Source organism: Sphaerisporangium sp. NPDC049002, assembly GCF_040649355.1.
Classification (GTDB): Bacteria; Actinomycetota; Actinomycetes; order Streptosporangiales; family Streptosporangiaceae; genus Sphaerisporangium.
The window spans coordinates 1-11,489 of record NZ_JBEZFH010000230.1; the positions used below are offsets into that span (position 1 = coordinate 1).

Annotated in this window: 8 protein-coding genes; 3 read left to right on the top strand and 5 right to left on the bottom strand. The window is 72.3% G+C overall.

The features are described 5' to 3' along the window. Window positions 1-163: 163 nt before the first annotated feature. Together AB0B89_RS30840 and AB0B89_RS30845 are read left to right on the top strand one after the other, a co-directional pair. Window positions 164-3,046, top strand: coding sequence for a glycoside hydrolase family 3 C-terminal domain-containing protein (locus AB0B89_RS30840; RefSeq protein ID WP_358559843.1), 2,883 nt, complete (start codon window positions 164-166; stop codon window positions 3,044-3,046). Next, window positions 3,043-4,065 (top strand): LacI family DNA-binding transcriptional regulator, encoded by a 1,023-nt coding sequence (locus AB0B89_RS30845; RefSeq protein WP_358559830.1) that lies wholly within the window; start codon window positions 3,043-3,045, stop codon window positions 4,063-4,065. The genes AB0B89_RS30840 and AB0B89_RS30845 overlap by 4 nt, the downstream gene beginning before the upstream one ends. A 108-nt stretch (window positions 4,066-4,173) precedes the next feature. Here the strand turns inward: AB0B89_RS30845 and AB0B89_RS30850 are convergent, their stop codons facing one another. Together AB0B89_RS30850 and AB0B89_RS30855 are read right to left on the bottom strand one after the other, a co-directional pair. Beyond that, on the bottom strand, window positions 4,174-4,824 hold the full coding sequence (locus AB0B89_RS30850; protein ID WP_358559832.1) for a response regulator transcription factor: 651 nt from the start codon (window positions 4,822-4,824) through the stop codon (window positions 4,174-4,176). Further along, the gene (locus AB0B89_RS30855; protein ID WP_358559834.1) at window positions 4,821-6,899 is read right to left on the bottom strand and encodes a sensor histidine kinase; all 2,079 of its coding nucleotides are present in this window, start codon (window positions 6,897-6,899) and stop codon (window positions 4,821-4,823) included. The genes AB0B89_RS30850 and AB0B89_RS30855 overlap by 4 nt, the downstream gene beginning before the upstream one ends. A 177-nt stretch (window positions 6,900-7,076) precedes the next feature. Between AB0B89_RS30855 and AB0B89_RS30860 the strand changes: the two genes are divergently transcribed. Then, a complete protein-coding gene (locus tag AB0B89_RS30860) occupies window positions 7,077-7,694 on the top strand; it encodes a hypothetical protein (protein ID WP_358559836.1) in 618 nt (205 codons plus the stop codon). 158 nt (window positions 7,695-7,852) lie between these two features. Here the strand turns inward: AB0B89_RS30860 and AB0B89_RS30865 are convergent, their stop codons facing one another. The 3 genes from AB0B89_RS30865 to AB0B89_RS30875 all read right to left on the bottom strand — a co-directional run bounded on the left by AB0B89_RS30865 (window position 7,853) and on the right by AB0B89_RS30875 (window position 11,048). After that, window positions 7,853-8,425, bottom strand: coding sequence for a dihydrofolate reductase family protein (locus tag AB0B89_RS30865; RefSeq protein WP_358559838.1), 573 nt, complete (start codon window positions 8,423-8,425; stop codon window positions 7,853-7,855). Between the two features lie 247 nt (window positions 8,426-8,672). Continuing rightward, window positions 8,673-9,434: a DoxX family membrane protein gene (locus AB0B89_RS30870; protein ID WP_358559839.1), complete on the bottom strand. Its 762-nt coding sequence runs from the start codon at window positions 9,432-9,434 to the stop codon at window positions 8,673-8,675. A gap of 60 nt (window positions 9,435-9,494) precedes the next feature. Further along, the gene (locus AB0B89_RS30875; RefSeq protein WP_358559841.1) at window positions 9,495-11,048 is read right to left on the bottom strand and encodes an MFS transporter; all 1,554 of its coding nucleotides are present in this window, start codon (window positions 11,046-11,048) and stop codon (window positions 9,495-9,497) included. Window positions 11,049-11,489: the final 441 nt, after the last annotated feature.

Consider the following 11,489-nt stretch of genomic DNA (forward strand, 5'->3'; position numbering starts at 1 on the left):
CGCGCTCGACCCCGAGGTGCTGATCGCGGACGAGCCGACCACCGCGCTCGACGTGACCGTGCAGGCCCAGATCATGGAGCTGCTCGCCGAGTTGCCGCCAGAGAACGTTCGGCATCGAAGCGCTTCGATACACCCCTCGGTGAGCGAAGGATGGTCCCCCCAGATGAACGAACCTGTGCCAGCCGCCTTCCGCGACCCCGGCAGGCCTCTCGCGGACCGGATCGCCGACCTCCTCGGCAGGCTCACCCTGGAGGAGAAGATCGGCCTGCTGCACCAGTACCAGGCGGCGGTGCCGAGGCTCGGGCTGGGCGCCTTCCGCACGGGCACCGAGGCCCTGCACGGTCCGGCGTGGCTCGGGCCCGCGACCGTCTTCCCGCAGGCGATCGGGCTCGCGAGCACCTGGGACCCGGAACTGGTGCGCAGCGTCGGATCGGCGACGGGCGACGAGGTGGTGGCCTTCCACCACAAGGACCCCGCCGGCGCCGGGCTCAACGTCTGGGCGCCCGTGGTGAACCCGCTGCGCGACCCGAGGTGGGGACGCAACGAGGAGGGGTACTCCGAGGACCCCTGGCTGACCGGCGTCATGGGCACCGCCTACGCCCGTGGCCTGCGCGGCGACCTCCCGACCATGAAGACCGCGCCCACGCTCAAGCACTTCCTGGCGTACAACAACGAGGCCGACCGGTGCGTCACCTCCAGCGGCCTGCCGCCCCGGGTGCTGCACGAGTACGAGCTCAGGGCCTTCCGCCCGGCGATCGAGTCCGGCGCCGCCGTGTCGCTGATGCCTTCCTACAACCTCGTCAACGGCCGCCCGGCCACGCTGAGCCCGCTGATCAACGACCTCGTGCGGTCCTGGACGGACGAGGACCTGCTGGTGGTCAGCGACGGCCACGCGCCGGCGAACCTGACGGGCCCGCAGGCCTACTACGACGACCCGCCGGAGGCGTACGCGGCGGCGATCAAGGCGGGGCTGGACAGCTTCACGCAGGACGACGACCGGCCGGGCGACACCCTGAACCACATCAGGAAGGCGCTGGACCTCGGCCTTCTGGAGGAGCGGGACGTCGACACCGCCGTCCGTCACGCGCTGGCGATCCGGTTCCGGCTCGGCGAGTTCGACCCCGCGACGCCGTACGACGACATCACCGAGGAGGTGGTGAACCGCCCCGAGCACCAGGCACTGGCGCGGCGGGCCGCCACGCGGTCGATCGTGCTGCTGAAGAACGACGGCATCCTGCCGCTGGGGGAGCCCGCGCGGATCGCGGTCATCGGGCCGCTCGCCGACACCCTCATGGAGGACTGGTACAGCGGGACGCTTCCTTACGCGGTGACGGCGCGCGCCGGGCTCGCCGAGCGGTGCGTCACCGAGTTCCGCGAGGGCGTCGACCGGGTGGCCCTGCACGCCGCGGGCGGGTACGTGGCGGCAGGGGAGGACGGAGGCGCGCCCCTCGCGGTCAGGCCCGCGTGCGAGGCGCGGGCCACCTGGTTCGACCTGTTCGACTGGGGCGGCGGCGCGTACGCGCTGCGGGCGGTCGCCAACGGCCGGTACGTCTCGGCCGGCGACGACGGCCTGCTCGTCAACGACCAGCCCGGTCCGAACGGATGGGAGGTGCGCCAGACCTTCCGGCTGGACGAGCGGCCCCGGGGCGCCCTGGCGCTCCGCCACATCTCCACCGGCCGCCATGTCGGTCTGGCGCAGGACGGCACGCTGCGGCTGACCGACGACCCGGACGCGGCGGCCGTCCTGACGCTGGAGCTCGTCGAGAGCGGCGCCCAGGCCGCCGCCGAGCTGGCCGCGAGCGCCGACGTGGCCGTGGTGGTCGTCGGGGACCACCCGCTGGTCAACGGCAGGGAGACCGAGGACCGGGCCGGACTCGGGCTGCCGCCGGCCCAGGAGGCGCTGGTCAAGGCCGTCCACGCGGCCAACCCCGACACCGTGCTGGTCATCAGCAGCGGTTACCCGTTCGCGGTGACCTGGGCCGAGGAGAACGTGCCCGCGATCGTGTGGTCGTCGCACGGCGGGCAGGAGTACGGCCACGCGCTCGCCGACGTGCTGTTCGGCGACGAGGACCCCGGGGGCAGGCTGACCCAGACGTGGTACCGCTCGGCGCGCGACCTGCCCGACCTGTTCGACTACGACATCATCGCCACCGACTCGACCTACCTGTACTACCGGGGCACGCCGCTCTACCCCTTCGGGCACGGGTGCGGCTACACGCGCTTCGCGTATGCGGACCTGCGGTTGTCGGCGGCGACGGTGGGGCCTGGCGACGTGCTGACGGTCACCGTCACCGTCACCAACGCGGGGACGCGGCCGGGGACCGAGGTCGTCCAGCTCTACACCCACCAGCGGCGCTCCCGCGTCAAGCAGCCGCTGCGCCGGCTCCGCGGCTTCGAGCGGGTACGGCTCGCGCCCGGCGAGAGCCGTACCGTGACCATGGCCGTCGAGGTGGCGGACCTGGCGTTCTGGGACGTCACCCGGGGCCGGTTCGTGGTGGAGGACGCGCCGCACAAGGTGCTGGTGGGCCGGTCCGCGCGCGACATCCGGCTCTGCGGGCGCTTCACGGTGGCCGGCGAGCGCATTCCCCCGCGCGATCCCTACGCCCGCCCTCTGGACGCGGCGGACAACGACGAGTACGACGGAATCGTGCTCCGCGACGCCGGCCGGGTGACCGGGGACGCCGTCCAGGGGACCGACCCCGGCGGGTGGATCGCCTTCCGTGAGGTCGACTTCGCCGGTGGGGCCGCTGCGTGCGAGCTGACGGTCGCCAGCACCGAGGGTGGCGTGCTGACGCTGCGGCTCGACGATCCGCTCTTCGGGGAGGTCGTGGGCGCCGTGTCGGTGGCACCATCGAGGAGCAGGTACGACCTCGTCGGCATCGAGTGCCCGCTGACCGGTGCCGCCGGGGTGCATGATCTTTATGTCGTGTTCGAGAACGAGGGGGTCACGGTGAGCGAGCTGGCCTTCACACCGGCACCCGCCGAGAAGACAGCACGGAGAACCGCGGAGGCAGCCGCGCGGGGAGCCACGGGGGGCGCTCGTTGAGAACGGTCACCATCGCCGACGTCGCCAGGCACGCCGGAGTCGCCGTCAGCACGGTGTCGTACGTGCTGAGCGGCAAGCGGGCGATCTCCGCGACCACCAGCCAGCGCGTCATGCGCAGCGTCCGCGCCCTCGGCTACCACCCGAACGCGGGGGCCAGGGCGCTCGCCAGCAAGCGGTCGAACGTGATCGCGCTGGTCCTGCCGTTGCGCGCGGGCATGCATCTGCCCGTTCTCATGCAGTTCGCCACCTCGGTGGTGACCACAGCACGTCAGTTCGACCACGACGTGCTGCTGATGACCGCTGACGAGGGCCCCGACGGGCTCAGGCGCGTCGCCGCGAGCGCGCTCGTGGACGGGCTGGTGCTCATGGACGTGGAGATCCACGACCAGCGCGTGCCGCTGCTGCGCGAGCTGGGGGAGCCCAGCGTGCTGATCGGGTTCCCGGCCGACGCCTCCGGGCTCACCTGCGTGGACCTCGACTTCGCGCGGGCGGGCGCCGTCTGCGCCGACCACCTCGCCTCGCTCGGCCACCGGGAGATCGCGCTGCTCGGCGCACCGAACGTCGTCTACAAGCGCGGCACCGGGTACGCCGAGCGCACCATGGAGGGCTTCGCCGAGGCCGGTCAGGGGCACGGCATGACGACGATCGCCTGGCCGTGCGAGGAGAGCTTCGACGAGGTGTGCGCGACCGTGAAGGAGCTGCTGGAGCGGCATCCCGGCCTCTCCGGGCTGGTGGTGCACAACGAGGCGGCGGTCGGGCACGTGCTGGGCGCGCTGCGGGTGCTGGGCAGGCGGGTGCCGGAGGACATGTCGGTGGTGGCGATCTGCCCCGACGACGTCGCCGAGCGGGCCAGCCCGCCGCTGACCTCGGTGCTGATCCCCGCCGCCGACGTCGGGTACCAGGCGGTGCGGCTGCTGATGGCCAAGCTGGAAGGCGTTGACGTCCCCGGCTCGACCCTGCTCGAACCCCGCCTCGCCATCCGCCAGAGCACCAGAAGAACCGGCGACGGGCCGAACTGAGGGCCAGTTCGCGCCGCACCGGCCCTTCTCGGGAACAGCGCGGGCACGTCGATCGGCCGGGGCGCGTGGCCGACGGGCCCGTCCAGGCCGTCGCCGTCGCCGCGGGTGTCAGTGACCGAGGCCGGCCTCGCGGGCCTGGACGATGGCCTGGGCCCGGTCGGCGACCTGGAGCTTGGCGAAGACGTTCGACACGTTGTTGCGCACGGTCTTCGGCGCCAGGAACAGGCGCTCGGCGATGCGCTGGTTCGACAGCCCCGCCGCGATGAGGTCGAGCACCTCCCGCTCGCGGGCCGTGAGCTGCGGGAACGGCATCTCCCTCGGTGGCTGGGCGGTGACCAGCCTGGCGAAGTAGCGCGTCACCCGCCCGGCCAGCGCAGGACCGAAGATCACCTCGCCGCTGGCGACGGCCGTGATGGCGCGCAGGATCTCGGTCTGGTCCGCGCCCTTGAGCAGGTACCCGCGCGCGCCGGCGAGCATGGCGGCGAAGACGCTCTCGTCGTCCTCGTGCATCGTGAGCACGAGCACGCCGGTCTCCGGGCGTTCCGTGACGATGCGCTGGGTGGCCTTGACGCCGTCGAGCCGGGGCATCCGCAGGTCCATCACGACGACGTGCGGGCGGAGCTCGGCGGCGAGGGCCACCGCCTCCTCCCCGTCGGCGGCGGTCCCCACCACGTCGACGTCTCCGGTGGAGGCGAGCATCATGCTCAGGCCGTCCCGGTAGACGGGGTGGTCGTCGGCGAGAAGCACCCGGGGGATCATCGCGACGCTCCGGGGGGCACGAGGGTTTCGCCGGTGGGGCTCATCGGGACGCTTCCGGCCCGCGCGGGCAGGACCGCGTGGACGCGGGTGCCGCCGGTCTCGACGGCGGTCACCGTGCACCGGCCGCCGAGCTCCTCGGCCCGCTCGCGCATGCCGAGCAGGCCCACGCCCACCAGAGCGCCCGGCCGGACGCCCCGGCCGTCGTCGACCACCTCGGCCTCCAGCTCGCTTCCGGTCATGGTCAGGCGGACCTCGCAGTCGGTGGCGCCCGCGTGCCGGGCCACGTTGACCAGAGCTTCGCAGACGATGCGGTAGGCCGCCACCTCGGTCGCGGCGGGCAGACATGTCAGGTCTCCCCGCGCGTCGACGCGCACGGCGAGGCCGCCCTCCCGGAACCGGGTGCCCTCCTGCCGCAGCGCCTCGGCGAGGCCGAACTGGTCCAGGGCCGGCGGGCGCAGGCCGTGGACGAGGCGCCGCACGTCGCCGAGCACCGTGGCCAGGTCCCCTCTGACCTGGTCCAGCGCGTCCCGTGCGGCGCCGGCGTCCCGCACGGTCAGGTTGCGCGCGGCCTCGATCTTCAGCGCGGCGGCGGCGAGCGTGGGGCCGAGCCCGTCGTGCAGATCCCTCCGCAGCCTGCGCCGCTCCTCGGCCACCCCGGTGACCATGCGCTCGCGGCTGTGCTGGAGCTCCTCGGTCAGCGCCGTCGCCCGTACGGCGGCGGCGGCCTGCCGTACGACGTCGGCGAGGAGCCGCTGGTCGGACTCGGATGGCGGCGCGCCCGCGCGCGGCACCAGCGTGAGCCGCCCGATCGAGGCCTCACGGTACGCGAACGGGAGGACCACCACGTCGGCGCGCGGGGAGCCGTGCTCGACCACGACGGTCCTGCCGTCCGCGCGGTCCAGCTCGACCCGTACGTACGGGGAGCGGAACGACGCCGACACCGCCCTGGCCACCTCCAGCAGCAGCTCGTCGGGCCCGACGGACTCCTCCAGCCGCCGGGCCAGCGCGGAGACCACGTCGTACGGCTCGGCCCGCCCGGTGAGGACGCGGCTCACCCACCGTCGCGTGCGCGCGCGCAGCGGGGCGTAGACGATCGCGACCACGGCCGCCGCGAGGACCGCCGCGACCGGCTCGTCGATGAGCGCGCCGAGGCCCACGAAGACGGGCACGTCGATCGCGACGACCGCGACCGCGAGGCTGCCGTACAGGAGGGTCCAGCCGAGCACCGGATCGATGTCGTACAGCCGGTAGCGTCCCACCGCCACCAGGACGGCCGCGGCGACCGCGAGCAGCGAGACGACGAAGGTGAGGTCCAGCGGCAGCCCGTCGACCACGAGCGGCGTCAGGATCAGGACCCCGTTCAGCAGCGCCGCCAGCAGCATCCAGCGAAGCTGCGCGCGGCGGATGCCCGAGGACCCCCAGAACCGCCGGACGAACGCCGCCACCGGCACGAAGAAGCTCAGCACCAGCAAAGCCGGGGTGAGGGCGATGGCGGCTCGCCAGACCTGGCCGGGGACGGGCGGAAGCGGGAGACCGCTCCCCGGCAACGGCCCTCCCGCGGAATGGGTCTCCCAGGGGGCAGTGAGGAAGACCAGGACGGCCAGACCGGTGGCGCCGAGCGAGAGCGCGGCGGCCCACCGCCAGCGCGGTGACGGCAGCCGGCCGTCGGGGAAGAACAGCAGGACCAGGGGCACGACCAGATTCAGCAGCGGCCCCAGCCGCGCTCCGGCGAACACCGCGGGCAGGGTCAGCGGCAGCGTCCCTCCGTGCCGGCTCAGCGACAGCACCGCGTACGCCGCGGCGAGGCCGTTGGCGCTCGCCACCACACCGCCGACGAGCAGCAGCCAGGTCATGAGGTGGCGGGGCAGGCGCATGGCGAGGACCCACCCGGTGACCGCGAGGGCCACGCCGGGAACCGTCGAGGACCAGACGGCCCAGTTGAGAGGATCCGGCCGCGTCACCGGTCCTGTCACCACGTCCGCCCAGGTGGCGAGCGCGGCGGCGGCGACGCACAACGCCGCGACCGTCGTCGCGCCCATCGGCGGGCGACGGTGCGCGCCAGAGATGCCGGACATGCTGAGCAGCGTGCCATAAGTCGGTCTCGCTGACACGGGAGCGGCGTCCCGCTCCACCCGGGACACCGGTCCCCGGTGGTCCGGGAGGATCGAGGACTCCTGGCGCGGCTTCGCTCCCTGGGCGCCCGGGACGCCGGGCGGAGACGGTGGTCCTCCGACCGAACAAGGAGGACCACCATGTCCGTTCGCGTGATGCGAAGCAACGTCAACCCGGACGACCCCGCCGCACCGCGGCCGGAAGTGGAACCGTCGCGGATCCGAGTCGCCGGGCTGCTCCTCGCCGTGGGGGCGGCGGCCTGGGCGACCGGCATCGTCGTCGTGGGCGACAAGATCAAGGAGGGTATCCAGACGCTCGACACGGTCACCGGGATGCTGTTCGTCGTGGGGGTCTTCGCCCTGGTCTGGGTGGTGCTCGCCACCCGGGGGACGGGCCGGCGGTGGGGGCGGGTGGTCCCCTGGGGGCTGCTGGTGCTGCTGCCCGGCGCGTTCCTGCTGAACGCGCTCTCCTTCGGTTACGCGACCCACGACGACCTCCCGCTCGCGCTCATGATCCTCGACGCCTGCTGGCCGCTCAGCCAGCTCGGGATGCTGGCGCTGGGCGTCGCCGTCGCCGTGACCGGCCGCTACGAGGGGCTGACGCGCTGGCTGCCGCTGCTCGCGGGACTGTGGTTCCCGGTGTCCGTGGTGGCGGAGATCTTCGGGGGTTCCGTCGTGTCGACCTACGTCAGCGCGGCGTGGCTGCTGGGCACCTACGCCCACATCGGGCTCCGCCTCGCCCTGCGGCCGGCCCTTTGAGCGGCGATACCGTCACTTTCGGTATCACACGAAATCGCACGGGCGTCGCCCCCGGCCGGAGAGACACTCGCTTTCCGGTCGAGGCGACGCGATTTCCGGGCGAGCCGGACTAACGGGAACAGGGGGTTATGTCGGGGAATCTCCGCGCGCGGCGGTCGTCATTTCCCGGAGGTCGTCACCGGCTCGTAATCGAGCACGACGACCCCCGAATCGCAGATGACCGTGTCGACGAGCTTCAGCTCGTTCTCGTCGTATCCGTCGAAAATGGAATCGGCGCCGGAGCCCCCGAGCGTGACAGGATGGACCCAGAGGCGGAACCGGTCGACCAGGCCGAGTCTCATCAACTCGCGCACGACGCTGACGCTGCCGTAGACGAGGATGTCATCGCCCGGCTCCTTCTTCACCCGCGCCACCTCGTGCGCGATGTCGCCCTTCGCCAGGGTCGCGTTGTTCCAGGTGAGAGGCTCCTTGAGGGTGCTGGAGAACACGATCTTGGGGATCTCGTTCATGCGGTCGGCGAACCCGGAGTCGTCGGTCATGGACGGCCAGGAACCGGCCATGATCTCATAGGTGACTCGTCCGAGAAGGAGAAGATCGGCTGCGAACAGCTGGTCGATGGCGTACTTCCCGGTTTCCTCACCGAAACGGTCGGTAACCCAGGCCATGTCCCCTTTAGGACCCGTGGCGAAGCCGTCGAGGGTCGCGAACATGGACACGATTATCTTTCGCATGGGATCTCCTTGTGACTGCGTTCGGGCAATCCAATATATGGATGTGCGTGGCCTCCTTTAAACGCTTTCCCGGGTCCCGCTCTAGTGCGATGTCTTCTATATCGGTTAATGTCGCCTGCTCTCGAAGAAGCGTTTCCGAACAGGTGACTACCCCACCACCGAACGCGGTAACTTTCTAGAAGAAATAAATTGTCGGTGGACGGCGGGCGGGATCCAGTCCGGCGCCGGTGGTGTCGGTGTCCGGCGCTCAGCCGGCGTCGGTGTCGGTGGTGGTCTTCCGTCCGCCGGCGACCAGGCGGTCACGCTTGTCGGCGGGGGCGGAGGGAGCGTCGCCGGGGCCCTCGGCAGGGGTCGCCTCCGCGCCGCCCGCGGGCCGCGCCGGACGGCGGGGCCGCGTCTTGCGCGGGGCGGTGGCCTCGCCGGCGTCGCCGGCCCCGGCCTTCTCCTCGGGGAACGTCACCGGGCCCTTCGGGGGTGTCTTGACGTCGGCGTCGGCGGGCGCGGCGTCCTTGGGCGAAGTGGTCTCGCGTGAGGTCTCCCGCCACGAGGAGATCACGTCGTCCGCCTCGGCGTCGGCGGCCATCTCGTCGGCGGCCTCCGCCTCGCGCCGCCGGATGACGACCAGGTGGTCGATGGACAGCCGCCCGGCCCCGACGACGGCCAGCAGCACCGACGCCGCGCCGAGCGCGACGATGAGGTTGATGTCCCCGCCGGTCAGCGGGAGGCCCGTGTCACCGCTCACCAGCACGAACACGGCGAGCGCCTCGACGAAGAGTATGAGCCCGCAGGCCGGAACGGCCAGGCCGGCGACCAGGAGCGCCCCGCCGATGAGCTCGATGAGCATGGTCGCGGCGGCCCAGATGCCGGGCCCGGGAGCGTCCATCTTCGCGAACTGCTCGCTCGTCGCGGTCAGCCCGAACTCAAGCTTGTGCCAGCCGTTCGCGAAGAAGATGCCGCCGACGCCCAGGCGGGCGGCCAGCGAAGCGAGATCCTGGAAGGTTCGTCTCACGGTTGCCATTCTCCCGGGGTCGGTCCGCGTTGCACAGACAATTGCCCTGTATCGCTTTCGTCATGCGCGAGTGGAGCCGCGACGTGGCAGCAGGAGCACGGCGGCGAGCGCGGTGAGACCCAGCAGCGCGACGCTGACCAGGACGGTCGAGTGGAGCGCCGTGACGAACGCGGCCCGCGCGGCCTCCATCAGCGCGCCGCCGGTGGGCCCGCCGACCTTTCCGGCGACGTGGGCGGCAGAGGCGAGCGACTCCCTGGCCTGTCCCATCGCGTGGGGCCCGACCCCGGGCACGGTGCCCACGGACGGCGCGTACACGATCGTGGTGATCGTGCCGAGCACGGCGACCCCGAGGCCGGCGCCCAGCTCGTACGCCGTCTCCTCGATCGCGGCGGCTCCGCCGGCGCGCGACTCGGGAGCGGACGCCATGATCGTGTCGGAGGCGGCGAGCAGCGCGACCTCCACGCCGAAGCCGATGCCGGCGAAGCACAGGCAGAGCATGAGCGGGTGCTGCTCGGTGCCCCAGGCGATGGTGGGCGCCAGGGAGAGCCCCGCGAGGGCGAGGCCGCCCGCCATGGTCGCGCGCAGGCCGAGACGTCGCAGGATGTGCGCGGCGCAGAGCCCGCCCGCGATGGCCGCGACCATGAGGGGGAGCATGCGCACACCGGCCCGCAGGGGACTGTCCCCGAGGACCAGCTGGAGGTACTGCGCGAGCATCAGCTCCAGGCCGACCAGCGCGAACACCGAGAGCAGCACGCACACGACCCCGACCGCGAAGCCGCGCTGGGCGAACAGGCCGATGTCGAGCAGGGGATGGGCGAGCCTGCGCTGGCGGGCGGTGAACCACGCGAGCAGCCCGGCGCCCGCGACGAGGATCATGATCGCGGGGCCGGGGCCCAGCGTCGCGCCGTGCCCGGCCTCCTTCAGGCCGAAGGCGAGGAACAGGATGCCGAGGGTCGAGAGCACCGCGCTCGGCGCGTCCCATCGGTGGCCCGGGTTCCCCGGCGACTCCGGCAGCAGGCGTACGGCAAGGGGCAGCGCCACCACGAGCAGCGGCACGTTGATCAGGAAGACCGCGCCCCACCAGAAGTGCTCGATCAGGACGCCCCCGACCAGAGGGCCGACGGCGGCGCCACCGGCGGCGACCGCGCTCCACACGCCGAGGGCGATGGCGCGCTCGCGGCGGTCGGTGAAGACCTGCCGGATGATCGACAGCGTGGCCGGCATGATCATCGCCCCGCCGACGCCGAGGAGCGCCCGGGAGGCGATCAGGGTGAGCGGGGTGCCCGCGAAGGCCGCCGACAGTGAGGCGACCCCGAAGACCACGTAGCCCGCGAGCACGAAGCGCCGCTTGCCGTACCTGTCGCCGAGCGTGCCGAAGGTGACCAGGAGCGGGGCCACGACGAGCGAGTAGACGTCGATGATCCACAGCAGCTCGACCGCCGACGGCTCCAGCGCGGCGGTCAGGGCGGGCACGGCGATGTGCAGCACCGTGGCGTCCACGGCGATCAGCAGCAGGCTGAAGCAGAGCAGCGCCAGCACCGACCACCGGCTTCTCCGGCGGTCCACGGTCGTGCCCTCAAGACGGACGCCCGGCCGGGTGCCCAAAACGGTCATGGGCCCTCAAATGGACTCGACCTGCTGAACATGCGTGGCAGCTTAGGCCAATCTCGGGTGATTCCTCAGGAGCTTGCCACAACGGCCGAGGACCGCCGGCGCGCGGCATGCCGGAGGGTCGCGATCCACGATCTCCAGGGGCCCCTGGGATGGGTGATCAAGCTGGGGCGCCGCCGGCCTCTCTAGAGAGCTATAGGTATATGTCCGACATCTAGGCAACCGGTGATCCGCAACGGACCATGACGGCGTGGGGAACGCCAGCGAGTCAGATCCCTCTCCGGTGCCACCCCCGCGAGACCGCTCCGATCCCCGGGCCTGGTGTGTGGTCGCCGTCGCGAGACTGGCGCCAGCGGGCGGGCCAGCTTGTCGAACACGATCAGCTCGCCCCTGCGGGGCGTCACGGTGAACCCCCGGTGCCCGAACCGCCGGTCGAGCTCGTCG

Coding starts and splice junctions, on each gene's coding strand:
- AB0B89_RS30840 (WP_358559843.1), top strand. CDS start 164: ATGAACGAACCTGTGCCAGCCGCCTTCCGCGACCCCGGCAGGCCTCTC.
- AB0B89_RS30850 (WP_358559832.1), bottom strand. CDS start 4,824: ATGATCCCCCGGGTGCTTCTCGCCGACGACCACCCCGTCTACCGGGAC.
- AB0B89_RS30855 (WP_358559834.1), bottom strand. CDS start 6,899: ATGTCCGGCATCTCTGGCGCGCACCGTCGCCCGCCGATGGGCGCGACG.
- AB0B89_RS30860 (WP_358559836.1), top strand. CDS start 7,077: ATGTCCGTTCGCGTGATGCGAAGCAACGTCAACCCGGACGACCCCGCC.
- AB0B89_RS30865 (WP_358559838.1), bottom strand. CDS start 8,425: ATGCGAAAGATAATCGTGTCCATGTTCGCGACCCTCGACGGCTTCGCC.
- AB0B89_RS30875 (WP_358559841.1), bottom strand. CDS start 11,048: ATGACCGTTTTGGGCACCCGGCCGGGCGTCCGTCTTGAGGGCACGACC.